We start from the raw sequence: 23337 nt of genomic DNA on the forward strand, positions 1-23337 counted from the left end.
CTTCAGTGGATAGGGTGTTATGTCCGGAAAAGCGCAACAGCAGTCTCGCCTCAAAGAGTTGATCAGCCGTGGTCGTGAGCAGGGTTACCTGACTTACGCCGAGGTCAACGACCACCTGCCGGAGGATATTTCAGATCCGGAACAGGTGGAAGACATCATCCGCATGATCAACGACATGGGGATCAACGTATTCGAGAGTGCTCCGGATGCGGATGCCCTTTTGTTGGCCGAAGCCGATACCGACGAAGCCGCTGCCGAAGAAGCAGCGGCTGCGTTGGCGGCCGTGGAAACCGACATCGGTCGCACTACTGACCCGGTGCGCATGTACATGCGCGAAATGGGTACGGTAGAGCTGCTCACACGTGAAGGCGAAATCGAAATCGCCAAGCGTATCGAGGAAGGCATCCGTGAAGTGATGGGCGCAATCGCGCACTTCCCTGGCACGGTTGATCACATCCTCAGCGAATACGATCGTGTTACCAGCGAAGGCGGTCGGCTGTCCGACGTCCTGAGCGGCTACATCGACCCGGACGACGGCATTGCGCCGCCGGCCGCCGAAGTACCGCCGCCTGTCGACGCCAAGGCTGTTAAAGCCGACGACGACACGGACGACGAAGAAGCCGAAGCCAGCGACGACGAAGAAGAAGCCGAAAGCGGTCCCGATCCGATCATTGCCGCACAGCGCTTCGGCGCCGTGGCCGAGCAAATGGAGATCACCCGCAAGGCCCTGAAAAAGCACGGTCGCAACAACAAGGCGGCGATAGCCGAACTGTTGGCCCTGGCCGAGCTGTTCATGCCGATCAAACTGGTACCGAAGCAATTCGAAGGCCTGGTCGAGCGTGTTCGTGGTGCCCTGGATCGCCTGCGTCAGCAGGAACGCGCCATCATGCAGCTGTGCGTGCGTGATGCCCGCATGCCGCGTGCCGACTTCCTGCGCCAGTTCCCGGGCAACGAAGTCGACGAAAGCTGGACCGATGCACTGGCCAAGGGCAAGAGCAAATACGCCGAAGCCATTGGTCGCGTACAGGCCGATATCGTTCGCTGCCAGCAGAAGCTGACCGCGCTCGAGACCGAAACCGGCCTGACGATTGCCGAGATCAAGGACATCAACCGTCGCATGTCGATCGGCGAGGCCAAGGCCCGCCGCGCGAAGAAAGAGATGGTTGAAGCGAACTTGCGTCTGGTGATCTCCATCGCCAAGAAGTACACCAACCGCGGTTTGCAGTTCCTCGACCTGATCCAGGAAGGCAACATCGGCCTGATGAAGGCCGTGGACAAATTCGAATACCGTCGCGGCTACAAATTCTCGACTTATGCCACCTGGTGGATCCGTCAGGCGATCACTCGCTCGATCGCCGACCAGGCCCGCACCATCCGTATTCCGGTGCACATGATCGAGACGATCAACAAGCTCAACCGCATTTCCCGGCAGATGTTGCAGGAAATGGGTCGCGAACCGACCCCGGAAGAGCTGGGCGAACGCATGGAAATGCCTGAGGACAAGATCCGCAAGGTATTGAAGATCGCTAAAGAGCCGATCTCCATGGAAACCCCGATCGGTGATGACGAAGACTCCCATCTGGGTGACTTCATCGAAGACTCGACCATGCAGTCGCCAATCGATGTCGCTACCGTTGAGAGCCTTAAAGAAGCGACACGCGAAGTACTCTCCGGCCTCACTGCCCGTGAAGCCAAGGTTCTGCGCATGCGTTTCGGCATCGACATGAATACCGACCACACCCTTGAGGAAGTCGGTAAGCAGTTCGACGTTACCCGTGAGCGGATTCGCCAGATCGAAGCCAAGGCGTTGCGCAAGCTGCGCCACCCGACGCGAAGCGAGCATTTGCGCTCCTTCCTCGACGAGTAAGACCAAAACCCCCGGCTCGCCGGGGGTTTTGCTTTCTGCAGTTTCCCTTCTCTCTGCCCGCCGTCCGTGCGCTGCCCGTCTACACTCGAATCATTCCTCCGAGCCATAACGAGACCGTTATGCCCAGACTGTCGGCCCTGCTTCTGTTTTTGCTGCTTACCTGGACCGCTACGGCTGGCGCGTTGAATCTTACCGATGATGAACGTGACTGGCTGAAAGCCCACCCGCAATTGCGCCTGGGTGTGGATGCCTCATGGCCGCCCTTTGAGTTCAGGGGCGAAAATGGCGCTTACCAGGGACTGACGAGCGATTACGTTCACCTGATCGAAAACCGCCTGAACATCACGCTCAACCCCATCGAGCCGGTGAATTGGACTGAGGTGCTGGAACAGGCGAAGGCCGGCCAGATCGACCTGCTGCCCGGCATCATGTCGACCCCGGAACGACAAGCCTATCTGTCCTTTACCCGCCCTTACCTGGATTTTCCGATTGTCATCCTGGCCCATGAAGGCGGCGCCAACCCCCATGACATGAAAGAACTCTATGGCCTGAAAATCGCCGTGGTGGAGAACTACGCACCCCACGAGCTATTGCGCAGCCATCATCCGGACCTCAACCTCGTCCCCATGCCCAATATCAGCTCGGCCCTGCTGGCCCTGGCCACCGATGAGGTCGATGCGGTCATCGGCGATCTCGCCTCCAGTGTCTGGAGCCTGAACCAGCTCAAGCTCGAAGGGCTCTACGTCAGCGGTGAAACGCCCTATCGCTACCAGTTGGCGATGGCCGTGCCCAAGGAACAGAAAGTCCTCGTGGGGATTCTCGACAAGGTTATGGCCGACATGACCGTCGCCGAAAAGGAGACGATCCAGAACCGCTGGGTGGGCAACGTCCTGACCAGTCGCTCCATCTGGGCCGATCTACTGCTCTACGGCTTGCCCTGTGTCCTGCTGCTGATCGCCATACTGGCCGCGGTCATTCGCATCAACCGCCGCCTGAGCTCGGAAATATCCCAGCGCGTGGCCCTCGAGCAGGAACTACGCAGCAGCGAATACCATTACCGCGGCCTGGTGGAGAGCCTATCGGCCATCGCCTGGGAAGCGCGCATGGACTTCACCTACACCTACGTCTCGCCCCACGCCGAAGCCTTGCTCGGTTATCCGCTGGCCCATTGGCTGATTCCCGGCTTCTGGCGCAGCATCACCCACCCTGCCGACCTGACCCGTGCCCAGACCTTCTGCGACAAGGAGATCATCGAGGGCCGCGACCACACGCTCGACTACCGGGTGATCAGCGCCGACGGTCGCACGCTCTGGGTCCGCGACCTGGTCAGCCTGATCGAACACGACAGTGAGCCGCTTATCCGTGGCCTGATGATCGACATCAGCGAAACCAAACGGACCGAAGAGGCGTTGCGCCTGTCCGAACAGAAATTCGCCTCGGTCTTCCAGCAATGCCCGGACATCCTGGTGATCGCCCGCCTGTCCGACGGCCACCTGCTGGAAGTCAACACCGCCTTCGAGGAACAGATCGGCATGAGCGCCCGGGAGGTGATCGGGCATACCGCTACCGAGCTCAATATCTGGGGCATCGACGGTGTCGGCTCGGGACTGCTGGAGCGGTTAAGGGGCGGCAGTATCCGTAACCTGGAGATGCCCTTCAGGCGCAGCAATGGCCAAATGTTCACCGGACTGATCTCCGCCGAGCCCTTCGAACTCGACACCACGCCGGCCCTGGTGGTGGTGGTCAGGGACATCAGCCAGCTCAAGCAAACCCAACAACAACTGCAAACCTCCGAAGAAAAGTTCGCCAAGGCCTTCCACGCCTCCCCCGACGGTTTGCTGTTGAGCCGGCAAAGCGACGGCCTGCTGCTGGAAGTCAATGAAGGTTTCAGCCACCTCACCGGCTACAACAGTGCCACCTCGCTGGATCGATCGACCCTGGAGCTGGGCATCTGGGTCAACCTGAACGAACGCAAACACATGCTCGAACTGATGAGGCGCGATGGTTTCGTCCGTGATTTCAGCTGCCATATCCGCCGCAACGATGGGCAGATCCGCCTGTGCGAAGTGTCCAGCCGGCCGCTGCCGATCGGCGGAGAGGATTGCATGCTGACCATCGCCCGGGACATCACCGAACGCCACGTCATGCAGGAAAAGCTGCAACAGGCCGCCACCGTCTTCGAAAGCACCGCTGAAGGCGTACTGATCACCGATATCCAGCAACACATCAGCGCGGTCAATCGGGCCTTCAGCGAAATCACCGGCTACAGCGAAACCGAAGCCCTGGGCCACACCCCGCGCCTGCTTGCCTCCGGCCAGCATGACAGCGCCTTCTATGCGGCCATGTGGCACCAGTTGACCGCCGAAGGTCATTGGCAGGGCGAGATCTGCAACCGGCGCAAGAACGGCGAGCTCTATCCTAGCTGGCTGACCATCAGTGCCGTGCGTAACCGCGAGAACGTCATCACCCACTTCGTCGCCGTGTTCGCCGACATCTCCAGCCTGAAACATGCCCAGGCGCGCCTGGACTACCAGGCCCACCACGACCCGCTGACCGGCCTGCCCAACCGCACCCTGTTCGAAAGCCGCCTGTTGGCCGCCCTGAACAGCCAGGCCGAAAACGGCGGCCAGGGGGCGGTGCTGTTTCTCGACCTCGACCGTTTCAAACATATCAACGACAGCCTCGGCCATCCGGTTGGCGACCTGTTGCTCAAGGGCATCGCCGTCAGGCTCAAGGAGCAACTGCGCGACGTCGACACCGTGGCCCGACTGGGCGGCGACGAGTTCATCATCCTGCTGCCGGGCCTGCACCAGGCCAGCGACGCCACGCACCTGGCCAACAAGCTGCTAGGTTGCTTCGGCGCGCCGTTCCAGGCGGGTGAACACGAGTTTTTCATCAGTGCCAGCATCGGCACCAGCCTCTATCCCAAGGACGGCAATGACGTCGCCACCCTGATCAAGAACGCCGATGCGGCGATGTACCGCTCCAAGGCCAAGGGCCGTAACCGGGTCGAAAGCTATACCCGCGACCTCACGGCCCAGGCCAGTGAACGCGTGGCCCTGGAGCACGAACTGCGCCGGGCCATCGAGCGCCAGGAACTGCAACTGCTCTACCAACCCAAGATCAGTCTCCACGGCGGTCAACTGGTGGGGGCCGAGGCCTTGATTCGCTGGCAGCATCCGACCCTGGGCGAGGTACCACCGGAGCATTTCATTCCGCTGGCCGAAGAAAACGGCATGATCCTGCAGATTGGCGACTGGGTGCTGGAGCGCGCCTGCCGGCAGATGCAGCGTTGGAACAGGACCCACGGAGACTTCGGCCCGCTCTCGGTCAACCTCGCTGGCGCGCAGTTGCGCCAACCGAACCTGCTGGCACGGATCGAGCAATTGCTCAGGGATTACCGGCTTGAGCCCGGCTGCCTGCAGTTGGAGATCACCGAAAACTTCATCATGAGCCAGGCCGAGGAGGCCCTGGAGGTTCTGCACCAGCTCAAGCACCTGGGGGTGCAATTGGCCATTGATGACTTCGGCACCGGCTACTCGTCACTGAGCTACCTCAAGCGCCTGCCGTTGGATGTGTTGAAAATTGACCAGTCGTTCGTACGTGGTTTACCGGACGATCCCCATGATGCCGCTATTGTGCGCGCCATCATCGCCTTGGGTCGCAGCATGCAATTTACGGTGATTGCCGAGGGTGTGGAGAACCAGGCACAGCAGGATTTCCTGGCCGTCGAGGGCTGCGAACAGATCCAGGGTTACATCGTCAGCCTGCCGCTACAGGCCGAAGAATTCGCCGCGGCCTTCCTTCATATGAGGCTTTCGGAGTTTTCGGATAGCCCCCGCGAGAAACCATCGCTATAATTCGCGGCCTACTGAGGGCCTATAGCTCAGTTGGTTAGAGCAGAGGACTCATAATCCTTTGGTCCACGGTTCAAGTCCGTGTGGGCCCACCACCTTTGAAAGCCCCGCAATGCGGGGCTTTTGCATTTTTGGCAAAGCGAATTTTCCAGCTCGGAAACTGCCCCCCCCCCCCTGAAAGAATACGGCACGCCGGCCCAAAACAGCCCCCTAGGAGGTCAGTTTTACATTGGCGGTGACACGCAGGACCCCAGATGCAAAATGCAAACGGAACCGGCGGTGCGAGCAAAACCGCGATCTGCCTAGCCGACTAAAGTCGCTCCCCATACACCCTGCAGTTCCCCCGGGTATGGCTTATATTGCCCCGCTTCAACCAAACACGGCCTGTGGCAGCATGTTCGCAGCACTTTAAGGAAAGACCATGTTCAGACGTTTGAGTCAGGCGCTGAGTAATATCAGTGTCAATGCCAAGCTTGCCTTGGGCTTTGGCCTGCTGCTATTGATGACCTTGCTGATCGCACTGACCGGCTGGCACAGCACCGCCAACATGATCGAACGCAGCAACAAGATCAGTGCCATCGGCACCTTGAGTTCCCTGACCAACGATTTGCGCGCCAAACGCCTACGCTACCTGGCTGATCGCAACGAACAGAACAGCGCAGCCGTGTCACTCGTACTGGACCGTATCCAGGAGCATCAGCGGTCCCTGAGTGGCGCACTGAGTATTCCGGCAGACCTGCAACTTATCGAGGAGCAAGGCCGCATCGTCGAGGACTATCGGACCCACTTCAACACGCTTGAGCAAACCTTCAAAGAGCGTGAAGCCTCGCTCGCGAAGTTGGTACAGAGCGCAACGCAAATCACCGACGCGCTCAATGAAGCCACCCAGGATCTCGTTAACGCCCCAGCGGTTGAAGGGCAAGACGAACATCTGCGTCTAAGCCAGTTTCAAGCCACTAGCTTGCTCGCCGTCCATATCCAGCAGGCGCGCATCGTGGTGTACGGTTTCATCTACAGCAATGATCCGAGCAAAGAGCAAGGCGCCCTGGCCAGTATCGACCAGATCACGAGCGAACTGCTCAAGGTTCGCGCCGCCGCCCCTCAACAACAAGGCATCCTGACGCAGGCGGAACACGTGCTGCAACAGTACCGCCAGGATGTGCAGAACTATGCCGCGCAAGTACACACCAGCCTGGAAACGCTCGATCAGATGGCGGCGTTAGGTGTCAGCCTTGAAGACCTTAGCCAGAAGCTCATAGACAACCAGAGCCAGACACGGGATAGCGAGGCAGGAAGTGCCCGTCAATTGCTGACGATCAGCACACTGCTGGCATTGGCGCTGGGCATCCTCGCGGCCTGGTTTATCACCGGGCAGATCGTCCATCCGCTGCTGGAAACCCTGAAAGTCGCGGAGCGTATCGCGGGCGGGGATCTCAGCCACGACATCAAGACCGCGCGACGTGACGAGCTGGGCCAATTGCAGCGCAGCATGCAATACATGACGGTGAGCCTGCGCAAGCTGATCGAAGGCATCAGCCTGGGCGTCACCCAGATTGCCAGCGCGGCGGAAGAGTTGTCCGCTGTTACCGAGCAGACCAGCGCGAATGTGAACAGCCAAAGAGTCGAGACGGATCAGGTCGCGACCGCCATGAACGAAATGGCCGCCACCGTACAAGAAGTGGCACGCAATACCGAAGAAGCTTCAAACGCCGCCGCCGCCGCGGATACAGAAGCGCGCGCCGGTGAAAAAGTGGTCGGTGAAGCGATCGATCAAATCGAATTACTGGCCATCGAAGTCGGCAACTCCACCGAAGCGATGAACCTTCTGGAGTTGGAAAGCGAAAAAATCGGCGGCGTGCTCGACGTGATCAAAGCAGTGGCTGAACAAACCAACCTGCTGGCACTCAATGCGGCCATTGAAGCCGCGCGAGCCGGTGAGGCCGGACGCGGCTTTGCGGTCGTAGCCGACGAAGTCCGAAGCCTGGCCCAGCGCACGCAAAAATCCACCGAAGAAATCGAAGGGCTGATCGCCGGCCTGCAAAGCGGTACCCAGAAAGTCTCGGCGGTCATGGAAAGCAGTCGTGTCCTGACGGACAACAGCGTCGCATTGACCCGTCGCGCCGTGACATCGCTGGAAAGCATCACCCGCACGGTGTCGACGATCCAATCGATGAACCAACAGATTTCCTCCTCTGCCGAGGAGCAGAGCGCCGTGGCCGAAGAGATCCATCGCAGCTTGCTCAACGTGCGCGACATCTCCGAGCAAACCGCGAGTGCCAGCGAGGAAACAGCTGCGTCCAGCGTCGAACTGGCAAGATTGGGCCACGAGTTGCAGGAAATGGTCAGCCAATTCCGCATTTGAGAACACGTGAAAAACACATTCAGACGATTGGCGTCAATGTGCGGATTGAGCACGACCGTAGCCAGCGTCTTCTTGAGTTGCTAGCGCACGGTATTCCCGCTGGTTGTGCCACTCCTTTAACGCCCGCGCATCGAATTCAGGGCTATAGCTCCTCCAGTGAAACCTTCACTTGCTGGGGAGCTGCCAATCGCTCGCGCACCGTGGCGAGCAAAGCTTCATCTTCCTCAGTCATCAGAATCGGCTTGAACGGCAGTTGGCCGCGCTCGGCCACGTACTGCAAGGCTTGACGCATCAGCTCGGAAGGCGTGACACCAAGTTTTTCCAGCTCATGGTAAGCACGTGCTTTGAGGTCGTCGTCAATGCGGACGTTGATGAATGCCATGGGATGCTCCTCACTGTAATGACACTTGCCATTGCAGTGAGGTAAAAGGGCCCTTTTTTACAAACCCGTAAGATGTCCGTTCAGCCTGCGGATCAGAAACCCAATCGCAGCATGCGTCACTTCAATCAAATGGTTGGTCATCTAATGTGGGTGATGCGCGATGAGCTGAAGACGATCCCTCAAGCAGAGCATCCACCACAGCACGCGCCATTTCTACCGAGTGGAGCATGCCCCAGAACAGAGACCGCTCTACTGGATTCGTGTGCAAACTGATTTCGTCACCGTTCAGTTCGGCGGCTTCGAGCAATTTCGAGACGTAGATCAGCGCCTCCTGAGCATTGACGCCTGGTTGGATGGCAAAAATCGAGGGTTTGAGAGGGTCCGTATGATCGATGGTTTTGGATACGGTCAAAGCGAGGGTATCAAGCAAACGGGCTGTATGAAGCGAAGCCGATTTTACTGAACCGTTGGAGCCATCGACAATGCCATGGAGAGCACTTCCGTCATCTGGTTTGGAATCTTTGGACTCCGCGGGCGGATCGGGGGTAATTTTCTTGACCACGAGTAAAACTCCTTCCGAATTACTTGGAGGAGTTCGCCAATTTTCTCTTGTCCAGTGAAAAGGTGGCGAACTGTACGCGGGTGGACAAACCGGGGGATTAGGACCCGGCACACACAAAGTGTCCCACGCACAGCCCGCCATAACGCAGGCACAACGATACCGCTCTCACGGCATTGTGCGATTAATCCTAAATAAACCACGGGTGTCCAGTCCGCATCGCTGATTTTGCAGCGATGGTCAAAATGTAGTTTCAGTACTTGGTTGGAGCAACTTGAAAAACGTGTGCAAATGTATGCTCTTCAAGGATCAGTCGAACACTCCCTCGATTTCATCCAGCGTGGGCATTACCGCCGGCACCACGGCGAACTCACAGTCCAAAGCACCCAGGGCTCGCGCATAGGCGACCATACCCACTGACAGATCACCCTTCTCGATGGCGATGACCTTCTGTCGGGTGATGCCAGCCAAGGTAGCGAGTCGGGCTTGAGTCAACCCGCGACTCAGACGACGCTGCCGGACCTGCTCGCCAAGACGCGTTGTGATAAGGGCATAATCCATGTTCTGTATACGCGACAAACTATATTAAATGTAACGTATACCGAACCTCTGAAAAATCAAAGCAGTTATGCAGCTCAACCCAAGTGCAGCCTGCAAGCGTCTCCCAGCTAGACGATGAGCCGAATAAATCGCACAATCGGCTCACAAAATGAGCCGAATAAGCCTTTTATTCGGCTCACGCTCATGCGGAGTCCTCTATGAACGATCTGCCTCACTGGATCTGGCAACAGCCCGACTGGCCTCATTTCACCTGGCAGGAAAAGGCCCTGACGCCGCTGCTGCTGGAATGCGGACACGCCCAGGGACGCTTGCTCGGCATGGCCGCTGCCATCGGCGAGGACAGCAATGCGCAGAACGAACTGGATGCCTTGCTGCAAAACATCATCACATCATCGGCCATCGAAGGAGAGCCGTTGAATGTCGGCTCTGTCAGGTCCTCACTGGCAAGACGCCTCGGACTGAGCGCCGACCAATCCGCCAGCCCACGTAGCGAGGGCCTGGCGGAACTGCTGTTGGACGCAACGCAACACCACCAATCGCCGTTGAGCCTTGAGCGCCTGCTGTATTGGCACTCGCTGCTGTTCCAGGCCGATGAAAGCCCTCTGGCGCCGAAAATCCGTATCGGTATGCTGCGCGGCAACGAGCCGATGCAGGTGGTCTCCGGACGTCTGGATCGACCTGTCGTGCATTTCGAGGCACCACCGCGGGCCGGGCTCGACGAAGAGCTGATGGCGTTTATCCACTGGTTCAACGCCAGTCAGGCAGATACGGCACTCGACCCACTATTGCGTGCCGGAGTCGCGCATTTCTGGTTCGTGACCTTGCATCCATTCGATGATGGCAATGGTCGCCTGACCCGTACCCTCACTGATCTGGCACTGGCCCAGGGCGAACAACAGGCGATTCGGTTCTATGCGATGTCCGCGAGCATTCTCGAAGACCGGAAGGGCTATTACGAAATACTCGAGTCCAGCCAGAAAGACTCGCTGGATATCACCCCCTGGCTGCAATGGTTCCTGAAAACCCTGTTGCGCAGCCTGGAACAGGCCCAGTCCAACATCGACCGGGTGCTGGTCAAAGCAAGGTATTGGCAGCAGCACCGCCATCTTCAACTCTCGCCGGAACAACTCAAAGTTATCAACAGGCTGCTCGATGGCAGTGAGGGAGGTTTCGAGGATGGTATCAATGCTGCGCAATACCAGGCAGTCACCAAAGTCAGTAAGGCGACCGCGACCCGCCATCTGGCGGATCTTCTGGAGAAAGGTTGCCTCTACCGACTTCCCGGGGGCGGACGCAGTACCCGCTATCAGATTCCCAGCTTGCGCGGCGCTCCCACCTGATTCAACCGGCGAAGTTATCGATCTTGACCTGCCCCTCGGGAAAGGTTGCGATGATCTCCAATTCACCACCCATGGCATGGATGTAATTGCGCAACGTGCTGATGTACATGTCCGTGCGCCGCTCCATCTTGGAAACGGCGGCTTGATTGATGTGCAATGCCTTGGCCAAGGCATCCTGACTTAGCTGTTGCGCCTGACGAAGCTCATGTAACGGCATTTCAGCACGCAGTTGTTGGTACATGGCATCGACACGCACGCGCGATTCAGGCGAGCGCCGTGCCACCAAATCGGCGAATTTCTTAGCCATTGTCAAAACCCTCTTTTCTCAAGGTATCCAGATGCTCGTCGTACAGCCGTTCGGCCTTGGGGATGTTTTCTTCGTACCAGCGGTCCTGACCCGTCTTGTCGCCCCCCAATAGCAAAATGGCACAACGGCGCGGGTCGAATACGTACATCACGCGATAAGGCCTTCCTCCATGCTGTATTCGCAACTCGCGCAAATGCCCATAACGTGAGCCTTTGATGTGGCTGCTGTGAGGAAAACCCAGGTGTGGACCGAGGTCGCCCAGCAACATGACCGTCACCTCGACAGAATCTTGCTCGGATTCAGTCAAGCGATCCCACCAACACTCAAATTCATCGGTGTATTCAATTTCCCAGTTCGCGCTCAAAGTATGCCACCCAAGGAATATAACCCCCAAGGAATTTTTCATGGCTTTTGACCTGAGGCAATAGAGGCAAACAATGAGAAACAATAAGGCCAGAGCCGGGCCCCATCTTGACGTTCTCTCCCGGCTCCTCGTCGTGCGAGCGATCAGTCCGGCCTATTCATAGGGCGCTCCAGCCTGCGCACCACTGGCACGAACGCTTCGAATCCCGCCCATGCATCCGAATCTGTAACATGTGAGGTCTTCAACACCCTTCACCGGAGCCCGACCTTGTCCGACACCCGCCCTCCCGCCCTCGATGAAATCGACCGCCAGTTGATTTCCGCCCTGCAGATCAATGCCCGTGAAAGCGTGGCGATGCTGGCTCGGCAGTTGGGGATCGCGCGCACCACGGTCACCTCGCGGCTGGCACGTCTGGAAAAGGCCAAGGTCATTACCGGTTATGGCGTGCGACTGGGTCAGCGGGTGGTCGATGGTGGTTTGCAGGCCTATGTCGGGATCACGGTCCAGCCGCGCTCGGGCAAGGATGTGGTGCGGCGGCTCAGTGCCATGGCGCAGATCCAGCAGCTCTGTGCTGTAAGCGGCGAGTTTGACTATGTGGCCTGGCTGCGCAGCGATTCGCCGGAACAGCTGGACCAGTTGCTCGACCAGATCGGAAGCGTTGAAGGGGTGGAGAAGACCACTACCTCGATCATTCTCAGTAGCAAGGTGGATCGGGGGCAGCCGGTTTAACACCGTCCTTGTGGGAGCTGGCTTGCCGGCGATGGGGCCAGTGAGTCTTGCACCGCCTAGTCGGACGCTATCGCCGGCAAGCCAGCTCCTACAGGATCGCGTCGATTTGAAGTAATAGTTCGTCATAAAGCATTATATAGAATCAAAACGACGACACTTTGCGTCTTATTAACGCACTCCCCGCTCCCTACAATGGCCTCAGTCTTTTCCTATCTATACTCCAGCCGGACACACCGCCCGGCCCGAGTCGCCAGCAAGGTCAGCCATGAACAAGAACAATCGCCATCCTGCCGACGGTAAAAAACCCATCACCATCTTTGGCCCGGACTTTCCTTTCGCCTTCGATGACTGGATCGAGCACCCAGCCGGACTGGGCAGCATCCCGGCGGAAAACCATGGGGCGGAAGTGGCGATTGTCGGTGCCGGGATCGCCGGGCTGGTGGCCGCTTACGAACTGATGAAACTGGGCCTCAAGCCGGTCGTCTACGAAGCCTCGAAAATGGGCGGACGCCTGCGCTCCCAGGCCTTTGAAGGCGCCGAAGGCATCATCGCCGAACTCGGCGGCATGCGTTTCCCGGTCTCGTCCACGGCGTTCTACCACTACGTCGACAAGCTCGGCCTCGAGACCAAACCCTTCCCCAACCCGCTGACCCCGGCCTCCGGCAGCACGGTGATCGACCTCGAAGGCGAAACCTACTACGCCGAGAAACTCGCCGACCTGCCCGCCCTGTTCCAGGAAGTCGCCGACGCCTGGGCCGACGCCCTGGAAGACGGCTCGCGCTTCGGCGATATCCAGCAGGCCATTCGCGACCGCGATGTGCCGCGCCTGAAAGAACTGTGGAACACCTTGGTGCCACTGTGGGACGACCGCACCTTCTACGACTTCGTCGCCACCTCCAAGGCCTTCGCCAAGCTGTCGTTCCAGCACCGCGAAGTGTTCGGCCAGGTCGGTTTCGGCACCGGCGGCTGGGACTCGGACTTCCCCAACTCGATGCTGGAAATCTTCCGCGTGGTGATGACCAACTGCGACGACCACCAGCACCTGGTAGTCGGCGGTGTGGAGCAAGTCCCCCTGGGCATCTGGCGCCATGTGCCGCAGCGGTGTGCCCATTGGCCGGCCGGCACCAGCCTGAGCAGCCTGCACCACGGCGCGCCACGTACCGGCGTCAAACGTATTACCCGCGATGCCGACGGTCAGTTCGCGGTCACCGACAACTGGGGCGATACCCGCCAGTACGCCGCCGTCCTCGTCACCTGCCAGAGCTGGCTGCTGACCACCCAGATCGAATGCGAGGAGTCGCTGTTCTCCCAGAAGATGTGGATGGCCCTGGACCGTACACGCTACATGCAGTCCTCGAAGACCTTTGTCATGGTCGACCGGCCGTTCTGGAAGGACAAGGATCCGCAAACCGGTCGTGACCTGATGAGCATGACCCTCACCGATCGCCTGACCCGTGGCACTTACCTGTTCGACAACGGTGACGACAAGCCCGGGGTGATCTGCCTGTCGTACTCATGGATGAGCGACGCCCTGAAAATGCTTCCACAACCCATCGAAAAGCGGGTGAAGCTGGCCCTGGACGCGCTGAAGAAGATCTACCCGAAAGTGGATATCGCCGCGCGCATCATCGGCGATCCGATTACCGTGTCCTGGGAAGCCGACCCGCATTTCCTCGGTGCCTTCAAAGGCGCCCTGCCCGGCCACTACCGCTACAACCAGCGGATGTACGCGCACTTCATGCAGGCCGATATGCCCGCCGAACACCGCGGCATCTTCATTGCCGGTGACGATGTATCCTGGACGCCGGCCTGGGTCGAAGGCGCGGTACAGACTTCGCTCAATGCCGTGTGGGGCATCATGAACCACTTCGGTGGACGCACCCACGCCGAGAACCCGGGACCGGGCGATGTCTTCAAGGACATCGGCCCGATTGCCCTGGCCGACTGAAAGGAACGCGCCTGTGCAGATCGCTCTCTATCAATGCCCGCCGCAACCGCTGGATGTCGCGGGCAACCTGCAACGCTTGCAGCGCCTGACTGTCGAGGCCCGTGGCGTGGATGTGCTGGTCCTCCCGGAAATGTTCCTGACCGGCTACAACATCGGCGCCGAAGCGGTGGGTGCCCTGGCCGAAGCTAGCGATGGCACCAGCGCACAGCATATTGCCGCCCTCGCCCGGGCGGCGAACATGGCCATTGTCTACGGCTACCCGGAGCGTGCCGAGGACGGCCAGATCTATAACGCGGTGCAGTTGATCGACGCCCACGGCCAGAGCCTGTGCAACTATCGCAAGACCCACCTCTACGGCGATCTGGATCATTCGATGTTCAGCGCCGGGCCTGACCACTTCCCCGTCGTGGAACTGGGAGATTGGAAGATCGGGCTGTTGATCTGCTACGACGTCGAGTTCCCGGAAAACACCCGGCGCCTGGCCTTGAGCGGCGCCGAGGTGATTCTGGTGCCCACCGCCAATATGGTGCCGTTCGACTTCGTCGCCGATGTCACCATTCGCGCCCGGGCCTTCGAGAACCAGTGTTTTGTGGCGTACGCCAACTACTGCGGGAACGAGGGCGATATCCAGTACTGCGGCCAGAGCAGCATCGCCGCACCGGACGGCAGCCGCCTGGCCCGCGCCGGCCTGGATGAAACCCTGATTGTCGCCACCCTGGACCGTTCGCTGATGCAGGCCTCACGGGCCAGCAACCGCTATCTGCTGGACCGCCGTCCGGCACTCTATACCGACCTGAGCCAGGACTGAGCGGGCGTTATCCGCTAAAATGGGCGTTCCTCTTCCAAGGAAACGCCCATGTCCCTGCCAACCGCTCCCGACTCCGAAGGTCCGGTGTCCTCGAACGAATCCGGGGAGCCAGCACAAACACCGCCGCCCGTAGCGCCCTCAGAACCTGCCGATCGCGCCGGTTTGATTCGCGGACAAACCAGCGCCCACCGTGGGCTGCGCACCTTTGCCCAGGACCGCTCACGCAATCGCCGCGAACGTTAGGCCAATATCTGCAAGCCGTATTTCTGCACGATGCTCAACAATTTGAGCGCCATGCCGCTGGGTTGCTTGTCGCCCGCCTCCCACTGCTTCACGGTCGAGGCACTGGTGTTCAGGTAACGGGCAAAAACCGGCTGACTGACATGGTTACGCTCACGCAGCTGCTTGATCTGTTCCGGCGCGATTTCATCCGGGACCTGCGCCAGGCAGGACTCATCGAACTCACGCATGGTCGCCTTGCTGATCGCCCCAATGGCCTGCAACGCGCTGGCCGATTCATGAATCGATTCCAGTGCCTCGCTTTTAAATGTCTTGGTCATGACCTATCTCCACAAACTCTTTCATTTCCACCAGCTGTTGGACCTGCTGCTCGCTGAGTCCCTCATAGGCTTTGGCCAGCGCCTTGAAGGCACTGAGCTCCTGTGCCGTGATATTGCTCTGATCGCTTTTGGCGAACAGAAACTGGAAGACCCAGTAACAACGCCCCCTCGCCAATACAATGGAGCGATGACGGTTCTCGTTGAGCCGCTTCTTCCAGACACCGCCGCCCAGATTGTCCGCCTGACCACTAATGGCTTCCCTCATAGCCGCGACTAGCGCTGCATCGGTGATCAGTGCCTTTCTCGCATCGACGCTGAAGCGCCGAGTTTTGAAAAACCTATATGGCATGGAAATCCTTCTCCAAAAAACATACCACTCAGTGGTATATAAATTCAAGTCCGTCACACACCTCGTTGGTCGGACTCCTGAAGGAGCGTCCTTGTGTAAACAGTGCGCCCTGAACGCCGCCCACAAAAAAACACCCCGTGCCAAAAGAGTCAGGCACAGGGCGACGCGTTATACCGCGAGACGGTTCTTGAATTCGTTGGGGAAAAGGCGCCAGTCAATATCAGACGGCAATGCCCTTGCGGCACTGGACCTGGGCGGTCCGCACTCGGGAAAAGGCGCGGGCCAGGCGCAACAGCATCTCGTCGATGTCGCCCTTGCTGACGTTCAGTGCCGGTGAAAAACGCAGGCAATCGGCTTTCGGCGCATCCAGCAGCAGCCCTTCCTGCAGTGCCGCCTTGAGCAGCGCATCCGCCGAATCATCCCCCAGGGTCAGGCCCCAGAGCAGGCCCGTACCGCGCAACTCTCCCTGTGCATAACGTTGGGCCAGGCGCGTCAGCCCATCACGCAGGTACTGCCCGGTTTCGCGGACCCGTGTGAGGAAATCACCCGCGAGCAGCGTCTCCAGCACCGCCAGCCCGGCACTGCACATCATCGCATTGCCATGGTGACTGCCACCGATTTCGCCGGGTGCGAAGCAGCAAGCCTTGCCCCGCGCCAACAGGGCGGCCAGCGGCACGCCGCCGCCCAGGCCTTTGCCCAGGGTGACGATGTCCGCCTTCACGCCATACTGCTGTTCGACCAGCAAGGTGCCACAGCGCCCCATGCCGGTCTGCACTTCATCCAGGATCAGCAGGATGCCCAACTCACGGCATAGCCGTTCGACCCCCTTGAGGTAGTGCCCGGTCGCCGGAATCACCCCGGCGGCACTCTGGATCGGTTCCAGCATGATCGCGACGGTCTTGGCATCCACGGCGGCATGCAAGGCCGGCAAGTCATTGAATGGCACCTGGCTGAAGCCCGGCAGTTGCGGCTCGAATCGATTGTCAAAAGCCTCCGACGCGGCCATGGCGCCGAAACCACTACCGTGACAGGCGTTGCTCACCGAGATGATCCGAGACGCACCACCGCGATTTAGTTGCCCCCACTTGCGTGCCAGCTTGATCGCGCCGTCGCAGGCTTCGGAGCCGCTATTGAAAAAATGTACCTGGTCGCAGCTGGTGCTCTCGCACAGTCGCTGGGCCAGATTCAGTTGCCCTTGGTTATGAAACCCCGCCCCGACGTTGATCAACCCGTAGGCCTGGTCGGACAAGGCCCGGGCCAGAACACCGGGGCTGTGACCGAGACTGTTGCTCCCACCACCCTGGCTGAAATCCAGATAAGCCTGGCCCTGCGTATCCCATACCGAGGATCCCTGGCCACGAACGAACACCGGGGCGAGACGCGCGACAGTCGGCATCAGGCATTCATGGCTGACACTGTCTTGCCGGGAAACTTGCCGGTACTCGGCCGTCAGGTCATCGAGACTCGGCGGCGTACGACGTAAGCTGAACAGGTTCATGCGCGCAGACCTTCCAGCGGCAGGCCGAGCAACCGCGCCGACCAGTCTTCCACTCGCCCGCTGCGCAGGCGCTTGATGGCCGTGTCGCGCCAGCGCGAAGACAGCGCAGGACAATCCACCAGCCTCTTCAAGCCCGCCTGTTCCAGGGGCTCCTGGAAGAAGGCCTGCAGCGCCCAGGCCACGGTCAAGCCGGGATAGCTGCGCTGAATCAGTTCGAACGGTTGGTCGGCGCTGACAAAGCCCGACTTGAGCACCCGGTAGAACCAACCGCAGCGCCCTGTGTCCTGGGCCTCTTGCGGCAGGTCCGGCAAGGTTCCGAGACGACTCAGGCGATAACAGGCCGAGCGCGGCTGGCTGACCTGCAACAACGCACCGCCCCAGCGAAACAGATCGCCCAGGCAGACCTGCTCCTCGGTCAGGCCCCGCGTCGACACGTTCTCGCCAAAGGCCGGTGCCGCCCAATCGAGCTGTGGATAACGTTGCCGCCAGTAGGCGTAATGCTCGGCGGGATAGTGATGCAGCGCCCGCTCGGGCCCGGTATGGAAGCGCGGATCGCCGTGCTCGTCGCTGCCCAGGCCCTGTGGCCACAACCAGAGCCGGTTGGCAACCCGGTGTTTATCCGTATCGCCGAGCAAACCCTGTCCGAGATTTTTTGCCTTGCCTATGTAAACACCGTCCACGCAAACAGTATTCATCGCGTTCTATGGCCCTGTAAGCCTTGTGATTGGGGTTAGACTAGGCTTCCCCGGCACTCGCGGCCATTTCGTTTTTCGAGCATTTTCGATAAGTACAGCTTATGGATTTCAAGCAACTGCGTTATTTCGTCGCGGTGTATGAAGAAGGCCATGTCGGCCGGGCCGCCGAACGCCTGTCGATCTCGCAACCGGCCCTGTCGCAGCAGATCCGCCAGCTCGAACACAACCTCGATGTGGGCCTGTTCGAACGCAGCAGCAAGCGCCTGCTGCCGACCCTCGCCGCCCATACGCTCTACAACCACGCACTACCGCTGCTCGATGGTCTGCAACGGGCTCGGGACGACCTGCGCAACTTCCAGGGCCAGGCCCTGCGCACCCTGGCCATCGGCGTGCTGCAGACCGTGCACACCAGCCTGGTGCCGCAGATGCTGGAACGGGTGCGCAAGGCCCAACCGCACCTGGTGGTGCAGATCTACGAATTGACCGGCATGGAGATCGAGCGACGCCTGCTCAATGGTTCGCTGGATATCGGCATCAGCTATCTGCCGCCGCGCCAACCTGGCTTGCATGGGGTGCTGTTGTACGAAGATGAGCTGCAACTGGTGATCCCGAGCGATCATCCACTGCGCGAATTCAAGAAGGTCTCCTTGAGCCAGGCCGCCGAACTGCCGATGTTGCTGCTCGGTGAGGAATTCCAGATCCGCCAGATCTGGCAGGGGCAACTGGCCAATCTGGGGCGACGCCCTCAGGTCCAGGCCGAGCTGAACAATATGGCCGGCATCCTCGACAGCCTGCCACACACACGATTGGCAACGGTGCTGCCGGGCCGCTCACGGCATGAGCATGACGACGACCTGTTGCTGTGGAAGCCGCTGACCGAACCGCGGGTGGCCTTGAAAGTCGGGCTGGTATGTCGCGATGTGCAGCGCCAGCAGGCAACACTGGAGTTGTTGCGCAACTTGCTCGAAGACGTGATGGTGACGAACCGCCCGGGCGGGCATCCGCCGCCAGTACGAGAAGGGCTGAACTGACCGCTACTTTTTCGCGGGCAAAAGAAAACCCCGCCTAAGCGGGGTTTTGCAGACTGTTTCCCTGACATCCCTTTCACTCCGCCGTCCTGGCAGAATCCTACGTGTCCCTGTTGTTGCTTTTGAGCTTCCTGCTCGACGTCCTTGTTGCAAAGATTATCGCTGGATCCAATTTGGCGATAGGGGCAAAAAGCAGCGCGTTATGTAAGTAAATGCTTACATAGCATCCGAAGAATCAAAATTGCTCGGCATCCAGTAGGAACAACGACTCGCTCCCGGCTTTCACCGAGGCTGTCAGCGAGTGAATACGCGGCAACAGACGTGCGAAATAGAACCGCGCGGTGCCCATTTTGCTCGCGTAGAACGTCTCCTGACTCTCCTTGCCCAACGCCGCCTTGGCCATCAGTGCCCACATGTAGGCATAGGTGGTGTAACCGAAGGCTTGCAGGTATTCGACAGATGCCGCACCGATCTCGTCTGGATTGGTCTTGGCGCGCTCCAGGACCCAGGCGGTCAGGTCATCGAGGTTATCCAGCGCGGCGCCCAGCGGCTGGGTGAACTCGGCCAGCCCGGCGTCGGCGGTCTGGATGAAATGGCGAATCTCTTCGGCGAACAACTTGTAATAGGCGCCGCCGTTGCCGACGATCTTGCGCCCCACCAGGTCCAGGGCCTGGATGCCGTTGGTGCCTTCGTAGATCTGGGTGATGCGCACATCGCGCACCAACTGCTCCTGTCCCCACTCGCGGATATAGCCGTGGCCGCCGAACACCTGCTGGCCGTGCACGGTGGTTTCCAGGCCGAGGTCGGTGAGGAAGGCCTTGGCCACTGGGGTCAGCAAGGCCACCAGGCCATCCGCGCGTTCGCGGGTGGTAGCGTCTTCGCTGAACTTGGCGGTGTCCAACTGCATCGCCACATAGGTGGAAAATGCCCGGCCACCCTCGTTCGACGCTTTCATGGTCAACAGCATGCGCCGTACATCGGGGTGCACGATGATCGGGTCGGCCACCTTGTCCTTGGCCTTTGGCCCGGTCGGCGAACGGCTTTGCAGGCGATCACGGGCGTACTCGACCGCGTTCTGGTACGAGCGCTCGCCCGATGCCAGGCCCTGGATGCCCACCCCCAGGCGCTCGTAGTTCATCATGGTGAACATCGCCGCGAGGCCCTTGTTCGGCTCGCCGATCAGGTAACCCACGGCTTCGTCGAAGTTCATCACGCAGGTCGCGGACGCCTGGATACCCATCTTGTGTTCGATGGAACCACAGCTCACCGGGTTGCGGGCGCCGAGGCTGCCGTCGGCATTGACCATGAACTTCGGTACCAGGAACAGCGAGATGCCCTTGGGACCGGCCGGGGCGTCCGGCAGCTTGGCCAGCACCAGGTGAATGATGTTCTCGGTCAGGTCGTGTTCGCCGCCGGTGATAAAGATCTTGGTGCCGCTGACCTTGTAGGAGCCGTCCGCCTGGGGCTCGGCCTTGGTGCGGATAATCCCCAGGTCGGTGCCGGCGTGGGGTTCGGTCAGGCACATGGAGCCGGCCCAGACACCCGAATACATGTTCGGCAGGTAAGTGGCTTTCAGCTCTTCGCTGGCGTGGGTGTTGATCGAGACACAGGCACCGGCCGTCAGCATCGGGTACAGGCCGAAGGCGAGGCTGGAGGAGTTGATCATTTCTTCGACCTGGGCCGACACCGCCTTGGGCATGCCCATGCCGCCGAAGGCCGGATCACCGCCGACGCCGACCCAACCGCCTTCGGCGTAGGTCTGGTAGGCCTGGGGGAAACCGGCGGGCGTGAACACCGCGCCGTTGTCCCAACGGCAGCCTTCCTCATCGCCGCCACGGCTCAGGGGCGCGATGCTCTTGGCGGTGACCTTGCCGGCCTCTTCGAGAATCGCTTCGACGGTTTCGGCGTCGACGGTCTCGGCCAGGGCAGGTAGTTGAGCCCAGAGTTTCGCGACCTCGAACACTTCATTGAGGACGAAGCGCATATCGCGCAGGGGCGCTTTGTAGTCAGCCATGGCAAACCTCGCAGGATCTAAACGATAGGCCCCGGATGGGGCCGATTTTCTATGGCTCGAGTTTACCCTAACAACTTTTACGACACATAGGGTCTATGCGTGACTTTTTTGTTATTTTTAGTCACGCGCATATCCGAGACATGAGGTGTCTGTTCTGACGCCTTCGCGGGCAAGCCCTGCTCCTACAGTTTTTCGGTGGGCACGATATCTGCGCACAACACAAAACCTGTAGGAGCAGGGCTTGCCCGCGAAGAGGCCCTCAAGAGCACCCACACGCCTTCAGGCGTACTCGAAGGCGGCTACAGCGCAAACAACTCCGCCGGCAAACGCATCAAACACTCACTCCCCGCCTCCACCGCCGCCCGATGGGCAGTCGTGCGCGGCAGCAGCCGCTTGAAGTAGAACTCGCAGGTTGCCAGCTTGCCCTGGCAATACTCGGCATCGCCGCTCCCCTCATCCAACTGGGCCTGGGCCACCAGCGCCATGCGCAGCCAGAGGTAAGCAAGAATGATGTAGCCGCTGTACATCAGATAATCCAACGCCGCCGCCCCCACTTCATCCGGGTTCTTCATCGCCGCCATCCCGACCTGAGTCGTCAGCTCACCCCACTGCTGGTTCAACTCCCCCAGCTGCGCCACATACCCCTTGAGCTGCGGATGCCCGGCATTCGCCAGACAGAACCGGTGCACGATCCTGGTAAAGCCGCGCAGCAACTTACCCTGGCTGCCAAGCACCTTGCGCCCCAGCAGATCCAGCGCCTGAATCCCGTTGGTACCCTCATAGATCGGCGCAATCCGACAATCACGAACCAACTGCTCCATGCCCCACTCACGAATAAAGCCGTGGCCACCAAACACCTGCATCCCATGGTTGGTCACCTCAAGACCGGTCTCGGTCATAAAGGCCTTGCAGATCGGGGTCAGGAAGGCCAGCAGGTCCTCGGCCTCCTGGCGCTGGGTCGCATCGCTACCCAGATGGGCAACATCCAGCCACTGTGCGGTGAAGTAGGTCAGCGCCCGGTTGCCTTCGTTGAAAGCCTTCATGGTCAGCAGCATGCGCCGCACATCGGGATGGACGATGATCGGGTCGGCGGCCTTGTCCGGTGCCTTGGGACCGGTGAGCGAACGCATCTGCAGTCGATCGTTGGCGTACCGGACCGCGCCCTGGAAACTGCTCTCGCCCAGGCACAGGCCCTGCATCCCGGTGCCGAGCCGGGCATGGTTCATCATGGTGAACATGCAGTTCAGGCCCTTGTTGGCCTCGCCGATCAGATAGCCCTTGGCATCATCGAAGTTCAGCACGCAGGTCGCGGAAGCCTTGATCCCCATCTTGTGCTCGATGGAGCCGCATTGCACACCATTGCGCTCGCCCGCATCACCGGCGGCATTGACCAGGAACTTGGGCACGATAAACAGGGAAATGCCCTTGGTCCCCGCCGGCGCGTCCGGCAGCTTGGCCAGCACCAGATGCACGATGTTCTCGCTCATATCGTGCTCGCCGGCGGAGATGAAGATCTTGCTGCCGCTGATGGCATAACTGCCGTCGGCCTGGGGCACGGCGCGGGTCTTGATAAGCCCCAGGTCAGTGCCGCAATGGGCCTCGGTCAGGCACATGGTGCCGGTCCAGCGACCCTCGGTCAGTTTGCTCAGGTAGGTGTTTTTCTGTTCCTCGGTGCCGTGGGCATGGATCGCCGACATGGCGCCGTGGGTCAGGCCCGGGTACATGCCCCAGGAAGTATTGCTGGAGCCGATCATCTCGCTGATCACCAACCCCAGGGACAACGGCAGGCCTTGCCCGCCATAGGCCGGGTCCGCCGCCAGGCCATGCCAGCCGCCTTCGACATACTGGGCAAAGGCCTGCTTGAAGCCCTTGGGCGTGGTCACCACGCCGTTGTCGAAATGGCAGCCTTCTTCATCCCCGGAGCGGTTCAGCGGCGACAGCACCTGCTCGCAGAACTTCGCACCCTCTTCGAGGATCGCGCCGACCATATCGGGGCTGGCATCGTTGGCGCCGAGGGCGAGGTAGTGGGCGTGGAAATCGAAAACGTGGTCGATCAGAAAGCGCATATCCCGTAGCGGGGCTTTGTACTCAGGCATGGTCATTTCTCCG

The 23337-nt window shown here is 60.0% G+C and carries 20 protein-coding genes, 1 tRNA gene and 1 pseudogene; 11 read left to right on the forward strand and 11 right to left on the reverse strand.

Going from position 1 to position 23337, the window contains the following annotated elements:
• Nucleotides 1-19 precede the first annotated feature (19 nt).
• The 5 genes and pseudogenes from rpoD to HX830_RS32660 all read left to right on the forward strand — a co-directional run bounded on the left by rpoD (nucleotide 20) and on the right by HX830_RS32660 (nucleotide 8086).
• Nucleotides 20-1867: an RNA polymerase sigma factor RpoD gene (gene rpoD, locus HX830_RS27470; RefSeq protein WP_177103809.1), complete on the forward strand. Its 1848-nt coding sequence runs from the start codon at nucleotides 20-22 to the stop codon at nucleotides 1865-1867.
• 119 nt (nucleotides 1868-1986) lie between these two features.
• Nucleotides 1987-5727, forward strand: a complete 3741-nt coding sequence (locus tag HX830_RS27475; RefSeq protein ID WP_177103811.1) for a bifunctional diguanylate cyclase/phosphodiesterase — start codon at nucleotides 1987-1989, stop codon at nucleotides 5725-5727.
• 15 nt (nucleotides 5728-5742) lie between these two features.
• Nucleotides 5743-5819: transfer RNA gene (locus HX830_RS27480), tRNA-Ile, on the forward strand.
• A gap of 452 nt (nucleotides 5820-6271) precedes the next feature.
• Nucleotides 6272-7180 (forward strand): annotated as a pseudogene (locus HX830_RS32655) (methyl-accepting chemotaxis protein); the annotation flags it as partial.
• Nucleotides 7181-7381: 201 nt separating this feature from the next.
• Complete coding sequence (locus tag HX830_RS32660; RefSeq protein ID WP_442757374.1) at nucleotides 7382-8086, forward strand: methyl-accepting chemotaxis protein; 705 nt, start codon at nucleotides 7382-7384, stop codon at nucleotides 8084-8086.
• Nucleotides 8087-8228: 142 nt separating this feature from the next.
• Here the strand turns inward: HX830_RS32660 and HX830_RS27490 are convergent, their stop codons facing one another.
• The 3 genes from HX830_RS27490 to HX830_RS27500 form a co-directional block, all read right to left on the reverse strand.
• Nucleotides 8229-8468 (reverse strand): type II toxin-antitoxin system RelB/DinJ family antitoxin, encoded by a 240-nt coding sequence (locus HX830_RS27490; RefSeq protein ID WP_152741057.1) that lies wholly within the window; start codon nucleotides 8466-8468, stop codon nucleotides 8229-8231.
• 121 nt (nucleotides 8469-8589) lie between these two features.
• Nucleotides 8590-9030 (reverse strand): hypothetical protein, encoded by a 441-nt coding sequence (locus tag HX830_RS27495; protein ID WP_177103823.1) that lies wholly within the window; start codon nucleotides 9028-9030, stop codon nucleotides 8590-8592.
• 306 nt (nucleotides 9031-9336) lie between these two features.
• Nucleotides 9337-9588: a helix-turn-helix transcriptional regulator gene (locus HX830_RS27500; protein ID WP_152741058.1), complete on the reverse strand. Its 252-nt coding sequence runs from the start codon at nucleotides 9586-9588 to the stop codon at nucleotides 9337-9339.
• 197 nt (nucleotides 9589-9785) lie between these two features.
• Between HX830_RS27500 and HX830_RS27505 the strand changes: the two genes are divergently transcribed.
• A complete protein-coding gene (locus HX830_RS27505; protein WP_177103825.1) occupies nucleotides 9786-10928 on the forward strand; it encodes a Fic family protein in 1143 nt (380 codons plus the stop codon).
• 1 nt (nucleotide 10929) lies between these two features.
• Here the strand turns inward: HX830_RS27505 and HX830_RS27510 are convergent, their stop codons facing one another.
• Both HX830_RS27510 and HX830_RS27515 read right to left on the reverse strand, forming a co-directional pair.
• The gene (locus HX830_RS27510) at nucleotides 10930-11235 is read right to left on the reverse strand and encodes an XRE family transcriptional regulator (protein ID WP_177103827.1); all 306 of its coding nucleotides are present in this window, start codon (nucleotides 11233-11235) and stop codon (nucleotides 10930-10932) included.
• Nucleotides 11228-11641: a type II toxin-antitoxin system RelE/ParE family toxin gene (locus tag HX830_RS27515; RefSeq protein WP_177103829.1), complete on the reverse strand. Its 414-nt coding sequence runs from the start codon at nucleotides 11639-11641 to the stop codon at nucleotides 11228-11230. The genes HX830_RS27510 and HX830_RS27515 overlap by 8 nt, the downstream gene beginning before the upstream one ends.
• Before the next feature lie 225 nt (nucleotides 11642-11866).
• On the opposite strand from HX830_RS27515, the gene HX830_RS27520 reads away from it, so the two are divergent.
• The 4 genes from HX830_RS27520 (at nucleotide 11867) to HX830_RS27535 (ending at nucleotide 15327) form a co-directional block, all read left to right on the forward strand.
• Nucleotides 11867-12328, forward strand: a complete 462-nt coding sequence (locus tag HX830_RS27520; protein WP_100938519.1) for an Lrp/AsnC family transcriptional regulator — start codon at nucleotides 11867-11869, stop codon at nucleotides 12326-12328.
• Nucleotides 12329-12593: 265 nt separating this feature from the next.
• Nucleotides 12594-14276: a flavin monoamine oxidase family protein gene (locus HX830_RS27525; RefSeq protein WP_103497062.1), complete on the forward strand. Its 1683-nt coding sequence runs from the start codon at nucleotides 12594-12596 to the stop codon at nucleotides 14274-14276.
• A 13-nt stretch (nucleotides 14277-14289) separates the two neighbouring features.
• Nucleotides 14290-15084 carry a carbon-nitrogen hydrolase family protein gene (locus tag HX830_RS27530; protein WP_177103831.1) on the forward strand — a complete coding sequence of 265 codons (795 nt, stop codon included), beginning with the start codon at nucleotides 14290-14292 and terminating at the stop codon, nucleotides 15082-15084.
• Nucleotides 15085-15132: 48 nt separating this feature from the next.
• On the forward strand, nucleotides 15133-15327 hold the full coding sequence (locus HX830_RS27535) for a hypothetical protein (protein ID WP_152741064.1): 195 nt from the start codon (nucleotides 15133-15135) through the stop codon (nucleotides 15325-15327).
• Here the strand turns inward: HX830_RS27535 and HX830_RS27540 are convergent.
• The 4 genes from HX830_RS27540 to HX830_RS27555 all read right to left on the reverse strand — a co-directional run bounded on the left by HX830_RS27540 (nucleotide 15324) and on the right by HX830_RS27555 (nucleotide 18186).
• Nucleotides 15324-15644, reverse strand: a complete 321-nt coding sequence (locus HX830_RS27540; protein WP_103497065.1) for a helix-turn-helix domain-containing protein — start codon at nucleotides 15642-15644, stop codon at nucleotides 15324-15326. The genes HX830_RS27535 and HX830_RS27540 overlap by 4 nt on opposite strands.
• A complete protein-coding gene (locus HX830_RS27545) occupies nucleotides 15628-15993 on the reverse strand; it encodes a type II toxin-antitoxin system RelE/ParE family toxin (RefSeq protein WP_152741066.1) in 366 nt (121 codons plus the stop codon). The genes HX830_RS27540 and HX830_RS27545 overlap by 17 nt, the downstream gene beginning before the upstream one ends.
• Before the next feature lie 220 nt (nucleotides 15994-16213).
• On the reverse strand, nucleotides 16214-17491 hold the full coding sequence (locus tag HX830_RS27550; protein WP_177103833.1) for an aspartate aminotransferase family protein: 1278 nt from the start codon (nucleotides 17489-17491) through the stop codon (nucleotides 16214-16216).
• On the reverse strand, nucleotides 17488-18186 hold the full coding sequence (locus tag HX830_RS27555; RefSeq protein ID WP_177103835.1) for an MOSC domain-containing protein: 699 nt from the start codon (nucleotides 18184-18186) through the stop codon (nucleotides 17488-17490). Before HX830_RS27555 ends, HX830_RS27550 begins: the two co-directional genes overlap by 4 nt.
• 101 nt (nucleotides 18187-18287) lie before the next feature.
• Here HX830_RS27555 and HX830_RS27560 point away from each other — a divergent pair, with 101 nt between their 5' ends.
• Complete coding sequence (locus HX830_RS27560; RefSeq protein WP_103497069.1) at nucleotides 18288-19217, forward strand: LysR family transcriptional regulator; 930 nt, start codon at nucleotides 18288-18290, stop codon at nucleotides 19215-19217.
• Nucleotides 19218-19449: 232 nt separating this feature from the next.
• Here HX830_RS27560 and HX830_RS27565 read toward each other — a convergent pair whose 3' ends face one another.
• Nucleotides 19450-21228, reverse strand: a complete 1779-nt coding sequence (locus HX830_RS27565) for an acyl-CoA dehydrogenase C-terminal domain-containing protein (protein WP_177103837.1) — start codon at nucleotides 21226-21228, stop codon at nucleotides 19450-19452.
• A gap of 299 nt (nucleotides 21229-21527) precedes the next feature.
• A complete protein-coding gene (locus tag HX830_RS27570) occupies nucleotides 21528-23324 on the reverse strand; it encodes an acyl-CoA dehydrogenase C-terminal domain-containing protein (RefSeq protein WP_177103839.1) in 1797 nt (598 codons plus the stop codon).
• Nucleotides 23325-23337 lie beyond the last annotated feature (13 nt).

Source organism: Pseudomonas gingeri (assembly GCF_013385425.1).
Classification (GTDB): Bacteria; Pseudomonadota; Gammaproteobacteria; order Pseudomonadales; family Pseudomonadaceae; genus Aquipseudomonas; species Aquipseudomonas gingeri_D.